Raw genomic sequence first — 18,336 nt, forward strand, 5'->3', positions numbered from 1 at the left:
CCCAGGTCGGACGGGTATGCGGGCCGGATGGCTCCGCACACGGAGGCATCCGGCCCGCTCCCTCTTTCCCCCCCGTATCTCAGTGCGCGGGCGCGTCCGTGACGACGACCTCCTGGATGCTGCGTTCGATCTGCGCCGCGGGGGACGCGGTGGCGCGGGCCCAGTAGTAGATCACCAGGGAGAACGCCGCGATCAGCAGGATGTCCCACCACAGCGCGATCCGGCCCGAGCCGCCGAAACCGCCCTGCCAGGAGATCAGACCCATGCCCACCAGGTAGACCGGCAGCCACTGGGCGGCCTTCCAGTCCATGCGGGGCGCGTCCGGCAGCCGCTTGGCGACCGCGTGGAGGGCATAGCCACCGAGCAGCACATAGCCGAGCACGATCGCGATACCGAGCCGCCAGAGGGTGTTCCAACCCGCCCAGTAGATGATGAGGTTGGCGACCACGAAGGACGCGGGGGACAGGATCGAGCCCGCGGGCAGCCGGTAGGGCCGCTCGTACCGGGGCAGCCGGTCGCTGAAGACGCCGTACGCCAGCGGGGCGCCCGCGTACATCAGAACGCTCGCCGAGGTGATGAAGCTGACCAGCTGCTGCCAGCTCGGGAAGGGCAGGAAGCAGACCACTCCGGTCACGAAGGAGATGACGAGGCCGAACCACGGCACGCCGCGGTCGTCGGTGCGCTCGAACAGCTTGGGCGCGTAACCGTTTTTGGACAGGCCGTAGGAGACCCGGGAGGTGGCGGTCGTGTAGATGAGACCGGTGCCGCCCGGTGAGATCACGGCGTCCAGGTAGAGGATCCAGCCCAGCCAGCCGAGGCCCACGAGGGTGGCGAGACCGGCCCAGGGGCCGCTGATGCCGGCGTAGTCGAGCTTCGCCCAGCCGTGGGCGAAGGAGCTGTGCGGCAGCGCGCCGATGAACACGACCTGGAGCAGCACGTAGATGACGGCGCCGATGGCGACCGAGCCGATGGTCGCGCGCGGCAGGTCGCGCTGCGGGTTGCGGCTCTCGCCCGCCAGCTGGATCGCCTGCTCGAAGCCCAGCAGCGCGAAGATGATGCCGCTGGTGCTGATGGCGCTCAGTACGCCCTTGGCGCCGAACGGGGCGAAGCCCTCGGAGTGGAAGTTGCCCGGGTGGAAGTTGCCGACCGCGATGATGAAGATGGTCGCCAGGGGCACGGCGATCTTCCACCAGGTGGCGGCGCTGTTGGTGTGCGCGAGCACCCTCACGCCGAGGAAATTGACGACCACGAAGACGGCCATGAGGACGATGGCGACGAGGAACCCGCTCGTGGTGAGCGTCTTGTCGGCGTGCTGGAATCCCTGCGCCCACGACCAGTGACCGGCATAACCGATCATCGCCTCGACCTCGATCGGCGCGACGGTCGCCGCCTGGAGCCAGGAGAACCAGCCGAACGACATTCCGGCGAGACCGCCGAAGGCATAGTGGGGATATCGGGCGGTGCCGCCCGCCACCGGGAACATTCCACCGAGTTCCGCGTGGACGAGGGCGAGCAGCACGATGGCCACCGCGCCGATGACCCACGAGATCACGGCGGCGGGGCCGGCCACGACGACCGCCTCCTGTGCGCCGTACAGCCAGCCCGAGCCGATGATGGAACCGACCGAGGCCCACATGAGCCCGATCAGCCCGATGTCCCGCCGCAGGCTGCTGCCCGGCGTCCCCTTTATTCCAGGTACTGAATCGACGCTTACCATAATTTAGGGGGCCTCTCACGAAATACACACATTTGCTGTGTGAGGGGCCTCAGGTTACGAATCAACAGCCTTTGAATTAAAGGAGGTTGTCGTCTATTTGACTTCCTTGCGGGGAGTTTATTGCGAGCGTTTCAGGAATTCGAGAAGGGAAGGGAGGGGAATCGGAATCAGCCCAGGCGGGGGATCTCTATGGCCGGGCACTTGTCCATGACCATGTCCAGACCGGCGGCGCGGGTGCGGGCGTACGCGGACTCGTCGATGACGTCCAGTTGGAACCACACGGCCGTGGCGCCCTTGGCGACCGCCTCGTCGGCGACCGATCCTGCGAGGTCGCTGTTGACGAACACGTCGACCACGTCGACGTCGAACGGGATCGCCGCCAGGGAGGGGTAGCCCTGCTCGCCGTGCACCGTCTCCGCCTTCGGATGCACCGGCACGATGCGCTTGCCGTAGCGCTGGAGGACGCCGGCCACTCCGTACGCCGCGCGCCGCTGGTTCGAGGACAGGCCCACGATGGCCCAGGTGTCACCGAGCTCGGTGAGGATCTTGCGGATCGTTGCCGGGTCGCCGTACACGCTCGGTCTCCTTGGGTCGGTGCGGTCGCTGTGGCGCACAACAGTGCGCGGGGCGCGGTGATTCCTCGGCCGTTCTCGGCCCGGTCCCTCGCTCGATCCCGGCCCGGTCCCTCGGTCGATCCCGGCCCGGCCGAACGGCGTCCTGTTCACACAATCCGCGCCAGTCGCCCGCACCGAGCCCGCCGTCCGCCTACGCTCGCCCCGTGCTGCGCATCATCGACGCCCGAACCGGCGAGCCCGTCGACGCCGTCCCCGCCCGCAGGGGCCTGACCCGAGTGGAGGCCCATGTACCGGGCTACGACGGCTCCGGGCTCCGCGTCCTGCTCGTCGCCGACGTCCTCCTGCGGGCCCTGGAACTCGGCGGCACCCCCGTGTGGGCGCTGCTCACCGCGGACCGCGACCGGGCCGAACTGCACGCCGGAGCCGCCGACCTCGGCGTCCGGCCCTTCGAGGACGTGGAGGACGTCGGCCCCGCGTGGGGGGAGTCGCAGGTCATCCATGTGGTGGAGGAGGGCGGTGCGACGCCGGACGGCGTACGGGTCGGCGTCGCGCCCGTCGAGACCCTGAGCGAGGTGGCGGGCACCGACCCCTCCGTCGTCCGGCTCGCGCTGCTCACCCCGCCCCGGAACACGCCCGTGCGGCTCGACGAGAACGCCCTGGGCCGGGCCCAGGAGACCCTCGTACGCTGGCGTCGGGCCGTCGCCGCGTGGGCGCGGCAGCCGTCCCGGCCCGTCCCCGACGAGGTGCGCGGACGGCTCCGCACCGCCTGGGAGGACGACTTGGACGTACCTGAAGTGCTGCGCGTGCTGACGTGGGTCGAGGAGTCGGAGCTGCCGGAGGGCGCCCGCTTCGAGACGTACGTCTACGCGGACCGGCTGCTCGGCCTCGAACTCGCCCGTGACCTGGGGTGCCCGTCATGATCGAGCGTGCCGGAGCGGGTCCGCTGCGCCGACTGGTGGTCCTCAGACACGCCAAGTCCGCCTGGCCCGAGGGGGTCGCCGACCACGAGCGACCGCTCGGGCCGCGCGGATACCGGGACGCGCCGGAGGCGGGCCGTGTCCTCGCCGCGTCCGACCTGCTCCCCGACCTCGCCCTGTGCTCCACGGCGGTCCGCGCCCGGCACACCTGGGAACTGGCGTCCGCGCAGTGGGGAAGCCCGCCGCCGGTCCGTTTCGACCCGGAGCTGTACGGCGCCGAGGTACCCGAACTGCTGGCAGCCGTCCGCAGCACACCGCCCGAGGTGGTGACGTTGCTGCTCGTCGGGCACAACCCCGGCCTGGAAGAGCTGGTCCTGACCCTGGCCGGCGACGGCCTCGACGACTCGCTGGAGGAGGTACGCCTGAAGTTCCCGACCGCGGCGATCGCGGTACTGGCCTGGCACGGGGCGACCTGGCGGTCCCTGGACCCGGGGGCGGCGCTGCTCACGTCCGTGATGGTGGCGCGGGGCCGGAAGTGACCCGGCCCTGAGATGCCGGCCACCACCTCCCGGCGAGCGCCGGGCCGTCTTCGACCACGGACTAGGCTGGCCGGATGCAGGACGAGTACCGCACAGTGGCCCGCGTGGGTGTGCATGAGGTCGAGGTCAATCGGTCGCGTTTTCTGTGTGCGCTCGCCCCCGTGGCCACCGAGCAGGAGGCGCAGGACTTCATCGCCGGGGTCCGCAAGGAGCACGCCGACGCCAGTCACCACTGCTTCGCGTACGTCATCGGCGCCGACGCCGCGATCCAGAAGGCGAGCGACGACGGCGAACCCGGCGGCACCGCCGGTGTCCCCATGCTCCAGATGCTGCTCCGCCGCGACATGCGTTACGTCGTCGCCGTCGTCACCCGCTACTACGGCGGCGTCAAGCTCGGCGCGGGTGGCCTCATCAGGGCGTACGGCGGCGCCGTCGGCGAGGCCCTGGACACCCTCGGCACCCTCACCCGTCGCCGCTTCCGCCTCGCGACCGTCACCGTCGACCACCAGCGCGCCGGCAAGGTGGAGAACGACCTGCGCTCGACCGGCCGCACCGTCCGCGACGTCCGCTACGGCGAGGCGGTCACCATCGAGATCGGACTGCCGGACGCCGACGTGGAGGCGTTCCGGGGGTGGCTCGCGGACGCGACCGCGGGGACGGCGGCGCTGGAGCTCGGGGGAGAGGCGTACGGGGACGCCTAGTTGTGCTTTTCGGGCATAACGGGCCGGTCGGAGTGTGGTCATGACGGGTCGATACGGGAGTAACCGCACGTGATGTCAGACCCGGCCGTTAGGGTCGGGGATCATGAGGCTGTTGCACACTTCCGACTGGCATCTCGGCCGGGCCTTCCACCGGGTCTCCATGCTGGGGGCCCAGGCCGAGTTCATCGGTCACCTCGTGGCGACCGTGCGGGAGCGCGCGGTGGACGCGGTGGTCGTGTCGGGAGACGTGTACGACCGCGCGGTGCCGCCGCTCGCCGCGGTCGAGCTGTTCGACGACGCGCTGCACCGCCTCGCCGACCTCGGCGTGCCCACCGTGATGATCTCCGGGAACCACGACTCGGCCCGCCGCCTGGGAGTCGGCGCGGGACTGATCGGGCGCGCCGGCATCCACCTGCGGACCGAGCCCGCCGCGTGCGGCACACCGGTGGTGCTCGCCGATGCCTACGGAGACGTGGCGTTCTACGGGCTTCCCTATCTCGAACCCGCCCTGGTGAAAGACGAGTTCGGCGTGGCGAAGGCCGGGCACGAGACCGTGCTCGCCGCCGCCATGGACCGCGTCCGCGCCGACCTCGCCACCCGCGCTCCGGGCACCCGGTCCGTCGTCCTGGCCCACGCCTTCGTCACCGGGGGCGAGGCCAGCGACAGCGAGCGGGACATCACCGTCGGGGGAGTGGCCGCCGTCCCCTCCGGCGTCTTCGACGGGGTCGACTACACCGCCCTCGGCCACCTGCACGGCAGCCAGACCATCACCGAGCGCGTGCGCTACTCCGGCTCCCCGCTGCCGTACTCCTTCTCGGAGGCCGACCACCGCAAGAGCATGTGGCTGATCGACCTGGACGCCGAGGGCGCGATCAGCGCCGAGCGCGTCGACTGCCCCGTACCGCGCGCGCTGGCCCGCATCCGCGGGACGCTGGAGGAACTGCTCGCCGATCCCCGGCTCGTGCACCAGGAGGAGGCCTGGGTCGAGGCCACCCTCACCGACCCGGTCCGCCCGGCCGAACCCATGGCCCGGCTCAGCGAGCGGTTCCCGCACACCCTCAGCCTCGTCTTCGCCCCCGAGCGGGCGCCCGACGACCCCGACGTGTCGTACGCCCGGCGGCTGGCCGGCCGCAGCGACCAGGAGATCGCGGAGGACTTCGTGGCCCATGTGCGCGGTGCCGGACCCGACGAGCGGGAACAGGCCGTGCTGCGGGACGCGTTCGACACCGTGCGCGCCGACGAGGCCGTCCGGGAGGTGGCGCGGTGAGGCTGCACCGGCTCGACATCACCGCCTTCGGACCCTTCGGCGGCTCCCAGACGGTCGACTTCGACGAGCTCTCGGCGGCTGGGCTGTTCCTGCTGCACGGCCCGACGGGCGCGGGCAAGACCTCCGTGCTCGACGGGGTCTGCTACGCGCTCTACGGCGCGGTACCGGGCGCCCGGCAGAGCGGCCAGGGACTGACACTGCGCAGCGACCACGCCGCCGCCGGCACCCGTACCTCCGTGACACTCGAACTCACCGTGGCCGGACGGCGGTTGGAGATCACCCGGCAGCCGCCCTGGGAGCGCCCCAAGAAGCGCGGCTCCGGCTCGACGCTCGACAAGGCGCAGAGCTGGCTGCGCGAGTACGACGGCACGGCCGGGAGCTGGAAGGACCTGAGCCGGTCCCACCAGGAGATCGGCGAGGAGATCACCCAGCTGCTCGGCATGAGCCGCGAGCAGTTCTGCCAGGTCGTGCTGTTGCCCCAGGGGGACTTCGCGCGCTTCCTGCGGGCCGACGCGGAAGCGCGTGGCAAGCTGCTGGGCCGGCTCTTCGACACCCACCGCTTCGCCGAGGTCGAGAAGCGGCTGGCGGAGCGCCGCCGCACGGCCGAGGCACAGGTCCGGGAGGGCGACGCCGCCCTGCTGGCCGACGCGCACCGCATGCAGCAGGCCGCCGGTGACGCCATGGAGCTGCCCGAGATCGCCCCCGGGGAGCCGGGGCTGGCCGAGGCCGTTCTGAGCGCTGCCGCCGTCGCCCGTGCCACCGCCCGTGAACAGCTGACGATCGCCCACTGCGGGCTCGCCGCCGCCGAGTCACGTCAGGCCGCCGCCGAGCGCGACCTGGCCGACGTACGCGAACTCGACCGGTTGCAGAGGCGTTTCGCCCAGGCACGCGAGCGTGCCGCTCTTCTGGAGGAGCGCGCCGACGGCTACCACCAGGCGCAGGCCCGGATGGAGCGGGCACGCAAGGCGGAGGCGGTGGCGCCCGCGCTGGAGCTGCGGGAGGCCGCCGAGGCCGAGCACCGACGGGCCGCCGCGGCCGAGGCACGCGCGCGGGGGCTGCTGCCGGAGACCTTCGCGGAAGCCGGTGCCGCCGGACTCGCGAGCGCCGCACGCCGGTCCGCCGAGGAGCTGGGCGGGCTGGACTCCGCCCGGCGCGCCGAGCAGCGGCTCGGTCAACTGGTCGCGGAGCGCGCCGATCTGGAGCACGAGGAGCGGTCCGACGAGGACGTCCTTCAGGAGGCCGAGACCTGGCTCTCCGGCTGGGAGGAGTCCCGCGCCGGACTCCAACAGGGCGTGGAATCGGCCCAGGAGGCGGCCACCCGCGCCGAACAGCTCGCCGTGCAGCGGGAACCCGCCCGCAAGCGGCTCGCCGCCGCCCGGCAGCGCGACGAGTTCGCCCGGGACACCGACGACGCCCAGCGGCAGGTGATCGAGGCCACCGAGCGCGCCCTGAAAGCCCGCGCCGAGTGGCTGGAGGTGAAGGAACAGCGGCTGAACGGCATCGCCGCCGAACTGGCCGCACAGCTCACCGAGGGCGCACCGTGCGGGGTCTGCGGGGCCACCGAGCATCCCGCGCCCGCCCGCAAGGACGCCGGGCACGTCGACCGGGAGACCGAGGAGAGCGCCCTGGCCGCTTCCCAGCGCGCCGACGAACAGCGCGCCGAGGCCGAGCGGCGCCTCGCCTTCGTGCAGCGGGCCCTGGCCGCCGCCCAGGGCGAGGCCGGTGACACCTCCACCGAGGAACTCGCCGTCCAGGTGGAGGAGTTGGAGCGCGAGTACACCCGGGCGCGCGGCCTCGCCTCGGCGCTGCACACCGCGATGGAACAGCTGCGCCAGGCCGAGCGGGAACGCGAGCGACGCCTGACCGCCCAGCGCGAGGCCGCCGTGCGCACCGCCTCGCGCGGCGCCCGCCGGGACGCGCTGGACCGGGAACGGACTGCCCTGGAAGCGGAGTTGGCCGAGGCGCGCGGCGACGCCGCCAGCGTGGCCGTGCGTGCCGCGCAGCTGGAGCGGCGGGCCGCGCTGCTCACCGACGCCGCCGACACCGCGCGCGTCGCCGAGGACACCGCCCAGCGGCTCAAGGACGCCGACGCCCGGCTCGCCGACGCCGCCTTCCGGGCCGGTTTCGACACCCCGGGGGCCGCGGCCGCCGCCCTCCTCGACGACGCGGCCCACCGCGACCTCCAGCACCGGCTGGACGCCTGGCAGGCCGAGGAGGCCGCCGTCCGGGCCGTACTCGCCGAGACCGACACCGCCGACGCGGCCCGCCGGCCGGACGCCGACGTGACCGGGGCCGAGCGGGTCGCGGCCCACGCGGCCGGCCGGGTCCGGGAGGCTGCCTCCGCGCGGGACGCCGCCGCCCGGCGCTGCGCCGAGCTCGACCGGCTCTCCGCCCGCGCCGCCGGCGGCCTCAGGCGGCTGGCTCCCCTGCGGGAGGAGTACGACCGGGTGGCCCGGCTCTCCGCGCTCGCCGCCGGTACCTCCGCGGACAACGAACGCAAGATGCGTCTGGAGTCGTACGTGCTCGCGGCCCGGCTCGAGCAGGTGGCCGCCGCCGCGACCGTACGCCTCCAGCGCATGTCGTCCGGCCGCTACACCCTCGTCCACTCCGACGACCGCAGCGGGCGCGGGCGCAGCGGTCTGGGGCTGCACGTGGTCGACGCCTGGACCGGGCGGGAGCGGGACACGTCCACGCTGTCGGGCGGCGAGACGTTCTTCGCCTCGCTCGCCCTGGCCCTAGGTCTCGCGGACGTCGTCACCGACGAGGCGGGCGGGGTCCGGCTCGACACCCTCTTCATCGACGAGGGCTTCGGCAGCCTCGACGACCAGACGCTGGACGAGGTCCTCGACGTCCTGGACGCACTGCGGGAACGCGATCGCAGCGTCGGCATCGTGAGCCACGTGGCGGATCTGCGGCGGCGCATCCACGCGCAGCTGGAGGTCGTGAAGGGGCGGTCGGGGTCGGTGCTGAGACAGCGGGGCGGGGGCTGAGGGCGGCGCGGGAGGGGCGAGGCCGGGCTCAGCGGCTCAGCGGCTCCGCAGCTCAGGGGCTCCGCAGCTCAGCGGCTCCGCGGCTCAGCAGGTCAGCGGCTCCGCTGCTCAACGACTCCGCTGCTCAGCGGCTCAGCGGCTCAGCAGGTCAGAGGCCGAGGGGACTCAAAGGCTCAGTGGCCCAAGGGCCGTCGCGGAAGCGGCGAGGAGTACACCACGCTCGTGGTCACCGAGCCCAGCGTGCCGAGCCGGCCGGACACCTCCTCCAGATGGCGCATCGAGCGGGCGGCGACCTTGATGACGAAACAGTCGTCGCCGGTGACGTGATGGGCCTCCAGGATCTCGGGCGTCACGGCGACCAGGTCGTGGAAGGGCTTGTAGTTGCCGGTCGGGTAGCGCAGCCGGACGAACGCCAGGATCGGCAGGCCGAGCCGTTCGGGGTCCACGACGGCGGCGTACCCCTGGATGACGCCCGCCTCCTCCAGCCGCCGCACCCGCTCGGTGACCGCGCTCGCGGACATCGACACGGCCCGGGCGAGCTCGGCGAAACTGGCCCGGCCCTCCCGCTGGAGGACATCGAGGATCCGCCAGTCGGTGGCGTCCGGGGAATACGTGCTCATGCCCGACAGATAGCAGGGGATTCCCCGGCGGGGCAAGGTTCACGCCGGGGAATCCCACTTCCCGGCCGCGATCATGGACCGTAGATTTCCTGCCATGACGACCACCGAGACCCTCACCGCGAACCCCGTCCTGCGCGTCGCCCCCGCCCCGCCGGCCGAGGCCGCCGCCCACTTCCGCGCGAGCCTCGCCTTCCAAGCGGACGTCTCCGACGTCGCCGCCGCGCTCGAGGCCGGCGGGGACCCGGGCTTCGTCGTCCTCGACTCCCGCTCCACCGCCGCCTGGGACCAGGGCCATGTCCCCGGCGCGGTCCACCTGCCCACCGCCCTCATCCCCGAGCAGGCCGGCCAACTCCTCGACAAGGCGGTGCCGGTGGTGACGTACTGCTGGGGCCCGGGCTGCAACGGCGCCACCCGCGCGGCGCTCGCCCTCGCCGAACTCGGCTACCAGGTCAAGGAGATGCTCGGCGGCTTCGAGTACTGGGTGCGCGAGGGCTTCGAGTTCGAGACCTGGGAGGGCCGCGAACGGCGCCCCGCCGACCCGTTGACCGCGCCCTCCGACGCCGGTGACTGCGGCTGCTGAACCGTGCGCTGCGGCTGCTGAACCCTGCGCAGCGGCTGCTGAACCCTGCGCTGCGGCTGCTGAGCCTCGCGGAATTCAGTGGGGTTCCTGTGCAGGTGCAACCCTGGGATTGCGCTGCGTGTAGGTTCTGGCCCATGGTGCGATACGCGGAGCCGGGCGCGGTGGAGTGGGTGGAGTCGGGCGGCGGTCCGCTCATAGCGGTGCCGGAGACGGTGCTGCCGTTCTGGGCGGGCGCCGATGGTGACGAGACGGCCTCCGACTACGACCGGGCCTGTGAAGTCGACGGCTGCGTGGGCCTGTTGCCGGTGGGGGACGCCGCCGCCCTGGTCCTCGGCGACGAACCCGCCTCGACCTCCTACCTCCCCGACCACGACACGTTCGTACGGTGGTGCGCCGCCGACTCCGAGGACGAACTCCTCGCCGAGGTCCCCGCCGCCCTGGCCGCGGCCGTCTGGGAGCAGGAGGTGAGCTGGACGGTGTCCGGCCCGGTCGTTCTCTTCGACGCGGCCTGGCCCGGCAATGACTCGGTCACCACCGACCACCTCAAGATCTCGCTCGCCCCCGGCAGGTACACGGTCCGCGCGGCCAACGTGCGCCCCGGTCCCGAGACCTGGCTCGGGCTCGTCCAGTTGAGGCGACTGCCCGACTGATGACCCTTCCCGCGCGAGGCGCACCCCCCACTGCCCGGGATGCGCCTCGCCAGGTGCGTCAGAGCCGGGCCAGCTCGTCCACCAGGTCGTCCAGGCCGAGGGAGCCCTGCGACAGCGCCGCCATGTGCCAGGCCTTGAGGTCGAACGCGTCGCCGTGCCGCTCCCGTGCCTTCTCCCGGCCGAGCAGCCAGGCCCGTTCGCCGAGCTTGTAGCCGATCGCCTGGCCGGGGATCGTGAGGTAGCGGGTCAGCTCGCTCTCCACGAAGTCCGCCGGACGGCTGCTGTGCGCGCCGAAGAACTCCTGCGCCAGCTCGGGGGTCCAGCGCTCGCCGGGGTGGAAGGGGGAGTCCGCCGGGATCTCCAGCTCCAGGTGCATGCCGATGTCGACGATGACCCGGGCGGCCCGCATCATCTGCGCGTCGAGATAGCCCAGCCGCTGCTCGGGGTCGGTCAGGAAGCCGAGCTCGTCCATCAGCCGCTCCGCGTACAGCGCCCACCCCTCGGCGTTGGCGCTCACCCCGCCGACGGAGGCCTGGTAGCGGGAGAGGTTCTCGGCGACGTGCGTCCACTGCGCGAGTTGGAGGTGGTGGCCCGGCACGCCCTCGTGGTACCAGGTCGAGACCAGGTCGTAGACCGGGAACCGGGTCTGCCCCATTGTCGGCAGCCAGGTGCGGCCGGGGCGGGAGAAGTCCGGCGACGGGGCCGTGTAGTACGGAGCCGCCGCGCCACCGGGCGGGGCGATGCACGACTCCACCTTCCGCACCCGCTCGGCGAGTTCGAAGTGGGTGCCGTCCAGCGAGTCGATCGCCTGGTCCATCAGGCCCTGGAGCCAGTCGCGGACCTCGTCGACGCCGTCGATGTGCTTGCCGTGCTCGTCGAGGTGGGCGAGCGCCACCCACGGCGTCTCGGCCCCGGGCAGGATCTTCTCGGCCTCCTGCTTCATCTCGCCGAGCAGCCGGTGGTACTCGGACCAGCCGTACGCGTACGCCTCGTCGAGGTCGAGGTCGGTGCCGTTGAAGTAGCGCGCCCAGCGGGCGTACCGCTCCCGGCCCACGGTGTTCGGGGCGCCCTCGATCGTCGGTGCGTACACGTCCCGCATCCAGTCGCGCAGCTCGACCACCGCGCCGGTCGCGATGCGGGCGGCCTCGTCCAGCTCCGCACGCAGCGACTCGGGGCCGGCCGCGGCGAAGTCCTCGAACCAGCCCCGGCCGTTGCCGTCGGTGTCCGCCCACTCGGTGAGCTGCCCGACGAAGGTGGCGGTCGGACGCGGCGCCGCGTACAGCTTGCGCTCCAGACCGAGCGCGAGGGACTCGCGGTAGCCGGCGAACGCCGCCGGCACGGCCCGCAGCCGCTCGGCGATCGCGGCCCAGTCCTCGTCGGTCTGGGTCGGGGTGAGGGTGAAGACCTCACGGACCGAGTGCGGCGGCGTGGCCATGTTGCCCACCGCGCGCAGGCCCTCGTCGGCCTCGTGCACCGCGAGTTCGGCCGTGAGCCGTTCCCTCAGCAGTCTGCCGCATCGGCGTTCGATGTCACTCTCCGCGCCGGGCTGCCGCTCGGCCTCGTCGAGCTTGGCGAGGGTGGCCCGCAGCAGCTGGGCGAGCGCCTCCTGGCCGGCCGGCGAGGTGTCGGGCAGCTTGCTCGAACTCTCCTTCACTCCGAGATAGGTACCGGTGACCGGATCGAGGGCGATGAGCTCGTCGACGTAGGCGTCGGCGACCTGACGGGGCAGCGGGATCTGGGTCTCAGACATGCGGTCCATCCTCATACGTGGACCGCGCGGGAGTCACCCCGATTCCGCTGTCGGCGTGGCAGGCGGCAGCAGCGGCCCGCAGTCCCACTGCTGGAAGATCAACCGCGTCTCCACCCGGGCCACTTCACGATGGGCCGTGAACTCGTCGAGGACCAGCCGCTGGAGATCCGTCATGTCCGCGACGGCCACATGGACGAGGTAGTCGTCGGGGCCGGTCAGATGGAACACGGTCCGCGATTCCGGCAGCGCCCGGATCCGCTCCACGAACGGCCCCACGAGTTCCCGCCGATGCGGCCTGACCTGCACCGACAGCAGCGCCTCGAGCCCCCGGCCGAGCTTCGCCGGATCCAGCCGCAGCTGGTGGCCCAGGATCACCCCGCAGCGGCGCAGCCGGGCCACCCGGTCCAGACAGGTCGACGGGGCGACGCCGACCTGCGCGGCGAGATCGCGGTAGGTGGTCCGTGCGTCGTTCTGAAGCAACCGCAACAGATGCAGGTCCACCGGATCCAGTACGACGGATTCGGCCATCGGGCGAACGTAGCACGGAGTTCTGCCGCAATACTCCGGTAGGTGTTCACCCTGGCGGGCATGGACTCAGCGCGCACACCCACCGCGTCCCGTACCCCGCTCAGAGCACTGGCCACCGAGGCCGTCCACGCCGGCCGCGACGACCTCGCCCGGCAGGGACTGCACGCCCCGCCCATCGACCTGTCGACGACCTACCCGTCCTACGACAGCCGCGACGAGGCCGCCCGCATCGACGCCTTCGCCGCCACCGGCGCCGAACCGGACGGGCCGCCCGTGTACGGCCGCCTCGGCAACCCGACCGTCGCCCGCTTCGAGACCGCCCTGGCCCGCCTGGAGGGCACCGAGGCCGCCGTCGCCTTCGCCAGCGGCATGGCCGCGCTCACGGCGGTCCTTCTCGTACGGGCTTCCCTGGGCCTGCGCCACGTCGTCGCCGTACGTCCCCTCTACGGTTGCAGCGACCATCTCCTCGACACCGGGCTCCTCGGCACGGAGGTCACCTGGACCGACCCGGCGGGGGTCGCCGACGCGCTGCGCCCGGACACCGGACTGGTCCTGGTGGAGTCCCCGGCCAACCCGACCCTGGCGGAGATCGACCTGCGGGCCCTGGCGCACTCCTGCGGTTCCGTGCCCCTCCTCGCCGACAACACATTCGCCACCCCGGTGCTCCAGCGCCCCGCGGAACTCGGCGCCCGTCTGGTCCTGCACAGCGCCACCAAGTACCTCGGAGGACACGGGGACGTGATGGCGGGCGTGGTGGCCTGCGACGAGGAGTTCGCGGGCCGGCTCCGGCAGATCCGCTTCGCCACGGGCGGTGTGCTGCACCCGCTGGCCGGCTACCTGCTGCTGCGCGGCCTCGCCACCCTCCCCGTCCGGGTGCGGGCGGCCTCCGCGAACGCGGCCGCACTGGTCCGGCGCCTCGCGGCCGACCCCCGCGTCACCCGGGTCCACTACCCGCGCGTCGGCGGGGCCATGATCGGCTTCGAGGTGGCCGGAGACCCGCACGAGGTGATCGCGGGCGTCCGGCTGATCACCCCGGCGGTGAGCCTCGGGAGCGTCGACACCCTCATCCAGCACCCGGCGTCGATCAGCCACCGCATCGTGGACGCGGACGACCGGAGGAACGCCGGGGTCAGCGACCGCCTGCTGCGTCTTTCGGTGGGCCTGGAGGACGCCGAGGATCTCTGGAGAGATCTGGACGCGGCGCTGGACTGCTCCGTCAGGGGCGCGGAGCTGTATTGACCTGCGGTTCCGCCGCGTGGGCGGGCTCGGCGTCCACCGGGGCGTCCAGGCGGGCCGTGATCACCAGGGTGCCCTCCTCGATCTGGTAGTCGAGGGGGAGCCCCAGCCCGCGCATGGCCGCGACCATCCCGGTGTTGGACGACTGCGTCACCGCGTAGACGCTCTCGCACCCGGCTTCCGCCGCCATGGCGACCAGCCGCTCCAGCAACTCGCCCCCGATGCCCCGACGCTGCCACGCGTCCTCGACGAGCAGCGCGACCTCCGTCTCGTCCCCGTCCCACAGCAGATGTCCGAGCCCCACGATCCGCCCCGACGCGGTCTGTACGGCGAGGGTACGGCCGTAGCGGGGACTGAGCAGGTGGTTGAGATACCGGTCGGCGTCACCGACGGGCCCGTGGTACCGCGTGCTCAACGTCCGCGGGGAGCACCGCTCGTGCATCTCCCGCGCGGCCTCCAGATCACCGGTGTCGGCCCGCCGTACGGTGATGTCATGGCCCTCGGGCAGCGTCAGCACGTCCTGGCCGTGCGGGATCCGCGGCCCGAGCCGGGCATCCAGCTCGACCAGGGCGCGGGCCCGGGCGAACTCGGTCGGTGTGAACGGCAGATACGGCCGCTCCACAGTGATCACTCCGCCTTCGGGGGCCCGCAACCGCATCACCGTCTCCTCGAGAACGCCCTCGACCGGCACGCCCTCCGGCCCGCGGCCACCGCCCACCGGCATGGCCGGCAGGGAGCGGATCGTGCACCGGCCGAGCAACTGCCGCAGCGCCAGAGGCAGTTCCGCAGCGTCCAGCGCGGTACGGGTGGCCAGGCCCAGCACCCGGGTCGGCGCGTCCACCAGATCGTGGGCGTCGGCCCGCTCGATCCAGGTGTCCGCACCGCCGGCTCCCGAGACGGCCCGGGTGAGCTCGGAGCCCTCCAGTGCCCCGGGGGCGCGCAGCAGGAACTCGTCGACGGTGCCCTGCGCCAGCGGATGGGTCTGGAGGCTCAGGATGTCCACCCGGTGCCCGGCGAGGGCCGCGCAGAGGGCGGCCAGCGAGCCCGGCTCGTCCTTCACCGTGGTCCGCATCCGCCACAGCGTGCTCTCCCCGGCCACGGGGTCCGCGCCCTGCGCCGACTGGTCGGACAGCCCCGCGGGCTCCCCCTCCAGTGGCCGGGCGCCGGTATCGCTCGTCGGCGGAGCGTGGCCGTGGCGGCGTGCCCACCAGGTGTGGAAGCCCGCCGTGGCCGCCAGGGCGACCGCCGAGATCACCAGCAACGCCGTACCGTCGGGGCCGTGCCCGATCAGGTTCGCCACGGTGTCCGCCACCGCGACGGCCGTGAACAGGGCCGCGAGTTCGATCAGGTCACGCCGCCAGTGGTGCACGGGGCGACCGCGTTGCGCACGGGTCACATCAGACATGTCTCGAGTCATGCAGCCACTGTGAAGGAGTGGTGTTGCGTGATCACGAACGCATTGTGACTGGGCGGTAAAGTGTGGGTCCGTACGCTTTGTACCTTTTTCAACCGTTCGTGGGCCGCGCACCGGGGGATGACGCCGGTGCGCGACCCGCCGTCGAGGGTACGGGAGTTACTGGCCCACCCGGCCCGGCTGGAGCACCTGGGTGAACAGCACCGTGCCGTCCGCCTCGCGCAGCCGTACCGTCAGTTCGCCGCTGTGGCCGTCGATGTCGACCTCTCCGAAGAACTGGTAGCCGCCGGCGGGGGAGACGTTGGAGGCGGTCGGCGCCTTCACGAACACCCGCTCCGGGCCGAAGGTGCCGTCGAGCGCGCTGGCCGGGAAGGCGCCCGCGTTCAGCGGACCCGAGACGAACTCCCAGAACGGCTCGAAGTCCGTGAACGCGGCCCGCGAGGGCTGGTAGTGCTGGGCCGAGGTGTGGTGCACGTCCGCGGTCAGCCATACCGTGCCCGTGATCCGGCGGTGCTTGATGTACCGCAGCAACTCCGCGATCTGGAGCTCGCGCCCGAGCGGCGCACCCGGGTCGCCCTGCGCCACCGCCTCGATGTTGGGCTTGCCCTCCGTGGCGTCGGGCACGACCAGGCCGAGCGGCATGTCGGAGGCGATCACCTTCCACACCGCCCGCGAGCACGACAGCTCACGCTTGAGCCACTCCAGCTGCTCCCGGCCGAGGATGCCCTGCGGGTCCACGGTCTGGTCGTCGGGCGAGTTGGCGTTGCGGTACGTCCGCATGTCCAGCACGAACACGTCGAGCAACGGGCCCTGGTGCAGCACCCGGTGGACCCGGCCGTCCCGGGCGCCCGGGCGGAGCGTGGAGATCGGGAAGTACTCGCTGAACGCGCGCCGGGCCCGGCCCGCCAGTACGTCGACCCGCTTCTCGGTGTAGCGGGTGTCGGAGTCCAGGATCGTCTGGCCCGGGTACCAGTTGTTGCGGACCTCGTGGTCGTCCCACTGGATGATGGACGGGACCTGGGCGTTGAACGCCCGGAGGTTGTGGTCGAGCAGGTTGTAGCGGAAGTTCCCGCGGAACTCGGCCAGGGTCTCGGCGACCTTGGACTTCTCCTCGGTGGTGATGTTCCGCCAGGTGCTGCCGTCGGGCAGGGTGGCGGTCGACGGGATCGGGCCGTCGGCGTAGATGTTGTCGCCGCTGCACAGGAAGAAGTCGGGGTCGAGCTTCGCCATCGCCCGGTAGATGGTGTAGCCGCCGAAGTCGGGGTTGATGCCCCAGCCCTGTCCCGCGAGGTCACCGGACCACAGGAACCGCACCCCGTCCTTGCGCTTGCCGGACACCGTACGGAAGGTGCCCGCGACCGGCTCTCCGGTGCGGCGGGGGTCGTCCGGGTCGGCCAGCAGCACCCGGTAGTGGATCTGCTCGCCCGACGGCAGCCCATGCAGCCGGGTGGTACCGGTGAAGTCGGTGTCCGCGCCGAGGAGCGGGCCGTGCCAGCGGCGCGGATTGCGGAACGACTCGGTCGCGGACGTCTCCACGATCATCCGGGCCGGGCGGTCGGAACGCACCCACACCAGACCGGAGTCGGAGGTCACGTCTCCCGTCTGCACGCCCCAGCCCGCTCCGGGGCGCCCGGAGAGCGCGAAGGCCGGGGCGGCGCCGGCCGCCGAGGGCAGGGTGAGGGCCGCCGACGCGGCGAGGGAGCCGCGCAGAACGCTGCGGCGTCCGGGGAGCGGACGGTGTGACATGGAGACGCCTCCAGGGACGGGATCCGGCCAGTGTGCGCTGCCACAACTACTGGGGCGCCGCAGCGCACACGGAAACCGCAAGTGAACAACTGGCCCTGGGAACAGATGACCCCGTGTGTGAAATGCCGTCTTTGCCCATGGCCGGCCCGGCGTTGCGGAGAGCCCTCAGCGGCTGCCGTCCAGGATCACGCGCGCGACCAGGGCCGGGTCGTCGTTCATCGGGCAGTGGCCGCAGCCGGGCAGCCGGACGAGCCGGGCCTTGGGGATGATCCGCTTGGCCCGCACGCCCTGGCGGCGCACGAGCAGCATGTCCCTGGTGCCCCAGGCCACGGTCACCGGCAGCCCGGGCACGTCCTCGGTGAACTGGACCGCGGTACCGGACCTGAGCGTCTCGTCGAAGCCCGTGGCCCGCACGAGGGCGAGTGTCTCGGCGACCACGGCCTCGGGAGCGCGCAGACCCGGGCGTGCGTAGATCGTGCTCGTCAGCATCGTGCGACCGGCCGCGCTGCGCGACAGCCGTTCGACCAGCGGCAGCGGCATCCGGCGGGCGATGTGCCGCATCGTGAGCAGCACGCCGAACGCGTACCGCCGCTCGGCCTGCGACCAGAACCCCGCGGGGGACAGCGCGGTGACGGACCGTACGAGCTTCTCGCGGCCCAGTTCCAGGGCCAGCAGACCGCCCAGGGAGTTGCCCGCCACATGCGGCCGGTCCAGTTCCAGCGCCTCGCAGAACGCCCCGAACACGGAGGTCGTCGTGGCCAGGTCGTAGGCGAGCCCCTCGGGGAGTCCCGGCGAGGCGCCGAAGCCGGGCAGGTCCACGGCGATCACGTCCCGCTCCGTGGCCAGGATGTCCACCACCGGGTCCCAGGCCTGCCGGTGGTGACCGATGCCGTGCAGCAGGAGCAGCGGCTCACCGCGGCCCACGCGCGCGTACGAGACGGTCACGGGCTGCGGCCCCGCGGGGGAGGGGACCTTGAAGGAGACGGTGGTGGACATGAAGGCTCCTTGACGGTGACTCAGGGGCTCTACCGAGGCGCTGGGCGTGCTGGCCGTAGACAGCTTGTCAGCAATTGCTACTCGCGGGTAGACCCGCCGGAGCGCCGCTT

Annotated in this window: 16 protein-coding genes; 8 read left to right on the forward strand and 8 right to left on the reverse strand. The window is 72.4% G+C overall.

Features of this window, described 5'->3' with window-relative positions; all coding sequences use genetic code 11:
* Positions 1 to 79 precede the first annotated feature (79 nt).
* Together IF54_RS0108950 and IF54_RS0108955 are read right to left on the reverse strand one after the other, a co-directional pair.
* A complete protein-coding gene (locus IF54_RS0108950; protein ID WP_030316309.1) occupies positions 80 to 1,717 on the reverse strand; it encodes an APC family permease in 1,638 nt (545 codons plus the stop codon).
* Positions 1,718 to 1,884: 167 nt separating this feature from the next.
* Positions 1,885 to 2,292, reverse strand: coding sequence for a CoA-binding protein (locus IF54_RS0108955; RefSeq protein WP_030316311.1), 408 nt, complete (start codon positions 2,290 to 2,292; stop codon positions 1,885 to 1,887).
* Between the two features lie 203 nt (positions 2,293 to 2,495).
* On the opposite strand from IF54_RS0108955, the gene IF54_RS0108960 reads away from it, so the two are divergent.
* The 5 genes from IF54_RS0108960 to IF54_RS0108980 all read left to right on the forward strand — a co-directional run bounded on the left by IF54_RS0108960 (position 2,496) and on the right by IF54_RS0108980 (position 8,706).
* Positions 2,496 to 3,212 (forward strand): hypothetical protein, encoded by a 717-nt coding sequence (locus IF54_RS0108960; RefSeq protein ID WP_030316313.1) that lies wholly within the window; start codon positions 2,496 to 2,498, stop codon positions 3,210 to 3,212.
* Complete coding sequence (locus IF54_RS0108965; protein ID WP_030316315.1) at positions 3,209 to 3,748, forward strand: SixA phosphatase family protein; 540 nt, start codon at positions 3,209 to 3,211, stop codon at positions 3,746 to 3,748. Before IF54_RS0108960 ends, IF54_RS0108965 begins: the two co-directional genes overlap by 4 nt.
* Positions 3,749 to 3,822: 74 nt before the next feature.
* Entirely contained in the window at positions 3,823 to 4,449 is a 627-nt protein-coding gene (locus tag IF54_RS0108970; protein ID WP_030316316.1) for a YigZ family protein, read from the forward strand.
* Positions 4,450 to 4,552: 103 nt separating this feature from the next.
* Complete coding sequence (locus IF54_RS0108975) at positions 4,553 to 5,716, forward strand: exonuclease SbcCD subunit D (RefSeq protein WP_030316318.1); 1,164 nt, start codon at positions 4,553 to 4,555, stop codon at positions 5,714 to 5,716.
* On the forward strand, positions 5,713 to 8,706 hold the full coding sequence (locus tag IF54_RS0108980; protein ID WP_030316321.1) for an AAA family ATPase: 2,994 nt from the start codon (positions 5,713 to 5,715) through the stop codon (positions 8,704 to 8,706). The genes IF54_RS0108975 and IF54_RS0108980 overlap by 4 nt, the downstream gene beginning before the upstream one ends.
* A 173-nt stretch (positions 8,707 to 8,879) precedes the next feature.
* Here the strand turns inward: IF54_RS0108980 and IF54_RS0108985 are convergent, their stop codons facing one another.
* Positions 8,880 to 9,326, reverse strand: a complete 447-nt coding sequence (locus IF54_RS0108985; protein WP_030316323.1) for an Lrp/AsnC family transcriptional regulator — start codon at positions 9,324 to 9,326, stop codon at positions 8,880 to 8,882.
* Between the two features lie 94 nt (positions 9,327 to 9,420).
* Between IF54_RS0108985 and IF54_RS0108990 the strand changes: the two genes are divergently transcribed.
* Together IF54_RS0108990 and IF54_RS0108995 are read left to right on the forward strand one after the other, a co-directional pair.
* Positions 9,421 to 9,906 carry a rhodanese-like domain-containing protein gene (locus IF54_RS0108990; protein WP_030316324.1) on the forward strand — a complete coding sequence of 162 codons (486 nt, stop codon included), beginning with the start codon at positions 9,421 to 9,423 and terminating at the stop codon, positions 9,904 to 9,906.
* A 134-nt stretch (positions 9,907 to 10,040) separates the two neighbouring features.
* Complete coding sequence (locus IF54_RS0108995; protein ID WP_030316326.1) at positions 10,041 to 10,556, forward strand: immunity 21 family protein; 516 nt, start codon at positions 10,041 to 10,043, stop codon at positions 10,554 to 10,556.
* Between the two features lie 58 nt (positions 10,557 to 10,614).
* Here IF54_RS0108995 and IF54_RS0109000 read toward each other — a convergent pair whose 3' ends face one another.
* Positions 10,615 to 12,306, reverse strand: a complete 1,692-nt coding sequence (locus IF54_RS0109000; RefSeq protein ID WP_030316331.1) for a DUF885 domain-containing protein — start codon at positions 12,304 to 12,306, stop codon at positions 10,615 to 10,617.
* A 33-nt stretch (positions 12,307 to 12,339) separates the two neighbouring features.
* Positions 12,340 to 12,834, reverse strand: a complete 495-nt coding sequence (locus IF54_RS0109005) for an Lrp/AsnC family transcriptional regulator (protein ID WP_028810110.1) — start codon at positions 12,832 to 12,834, stop codon at positions 12,340 to 12,342.
* A gap of 60 nt (positions 12,835 to 12,894) precedes the next feature.
* Between IF54_RS0109005 and IF54_RS0109010 the strand changes: the two genes are divergently transcribed.
* Positions 12,895 to 14,073 (forward strand): trans-sulfuration enzyme family protein, encoded by a 1,179-nt coding sequence (locus IF54_RS0109010; protein WP_030316332.1) that lies wholly within the window; start codon positions 12,895 to 12,897, stop codon positions 14,071 to 14,073.
* On the opposite strand, the gene IF54_RS0109015 is transcribed toward IF54_RS0109010, so the two are convergent.
* From IF54_RS0109015 to IF54_RS0109025, 3 genes are all read right to left on the reverse strand, one after another.
* The gene (locus tag IF54_RS0109015) at positions 14,051 to 15,475 is read right to left on the reverse strand and encodes a GNAT family N-acetyltransferase (RefSeq protein WP_199821192.1); all 1,425 of its coding nucleotides are present in this window, start codon (positions 15,473 to 15,475) and stop codon (positions 14,051 to 14,053) included. The genes IF54_RS0109010 and IF54_RS0109015 overlap by 23 nt on opposite strands.
* 168 nt (positions 15,476 to 15,643) lie before the next feature.
* Positions 15,644 to 17,230, reverse strand: coding sequence for an alkaline phosphatase D family protein (locus IF54_RS0109020; protein WP_030316338.1), 1,587 nt, complete (start codon positions 17,228 to 17,230; stop codon positions 15,644 to 15,646).
* 165 nt (positions 17,231 to 17,395) lie between these two features.
* Positions 17,396 to 18,226: an alpha/beta fold hydrolase gene (locus IF54_RS0109025; protein WP_030316341.1), complete on the reverse strand. Its 831-nt coding sequence runs from the start codon at positions 18,224 to 18,226 to the stop codon at positions 17,396 to 17,398.
* Between the last annotated feature and the right edge of the window lie 110 nt (positions 18,227 to 18,336).

The organism is Streptomyces sp. NRRL B-3229, assembly GCF_000719505.1.
In the GTDB taxonomy this organism is placed as follows: domain Bacteria; phylum Actinomycetota; class Actinomycetes; order Streptomycetales; family Streptomycetaceae; genus Streptomyces; species Streptomyces griseorubiginosus.

Bases quoted from the DNA above. Each gene is read 5' to 3' on its own strand.
- IF54_RS0108990 (WP_030316324.1), top strand. From the start codon at position 9,421: ATGACGACCACCGAGACCCTCACCGCGAACCCCGTCCTGCGCGTCGCC.
- IF54_RS0108950 (WP_030316309.1), bottom strand. From the start codon at position 1,717: ATGGTAAGCGTCGATTCAGTACCTGGAATAAAGGGGACGCCGGGCAGC.
- IF54_RS0109000 (WP_030316331.1), bottom strand. From the start codon at position 12,306: ATGTCTGAGACCCAGATCCCGCTGCCCCGTCAGGTCGCCGACGCCTAC.
- IF54_RS0109010 (WP_030316332.1), top strand. From the start codon at position 12,895: ATGGACTCAGCGCGCACACCCACCGCGTCCCGTACCCCGCTCAGAGCA.
- IF54_RS0108985 (WP_030316323.1), bottom strand. From the start codon at position 9,326: ATGAGCACGTATTCCCCGGACGCCACCGACTGGCGGATCCTCGATGTC.
- IF54_RS0109025 (WP_030316341.1), bottom strand. From the start codon at position 18,226: ATGTCCACCACCGTCTCCTTCAAGGTCCCCTCCCCCGCGGGGCCGCAG.
- IF54_RS0108995 (WP_030316326.1), top strand. From the start codon at position 10,041: ATGGTGCGATACGCGGAGCCGGGCGCGGTGGAGTGGGTGGAGTCGGGC.
- IF54_RS0108965 (WP_030316315.1), top strand. From the start codon at position 3,209: ATGATCGAGCGTGCCGGAGCGGGTCCGCTGCGCCGACTGGTGGTCCTC.
- IF54_RS0108970 (WP_030316316.1), top strand. From the start codon at position 3,823: ATGCAGGACGAGTACCGCACAGTGGCCCGCGTGGGTGTGCATGAGGTC.
- IF54_RS0109005 (WP_028810110.1), bottom strand. From the start codon at position 12,834: ATGGCCGAATCCGTCGTACTGGATCCGGTGGACCTGCATCTGTTGCGG.
- IF54_RS0109020 (WP_030316338.1), bottom strand. From the start codon at position 17,230: ATGTCACACCGTCCGCTCCCCGGACGCCGCAGCGTTCTGCGCGGCTCC.
- IF54_RS0108975 (WP_030316318.1), top strand. From the start codon at position 4,553: ATGAGGCTGTTGCACACTTCCGACTGGCATCTCGGCCGGGCCTTCCAC.
- IF54_RS0109015 (WP_199821192.1), bottom strand. From the start codon at position 15,475: ATGTCTGATGTGACCCGTGCGCAACGCGGTCGCCCCGTGCACCACTGG.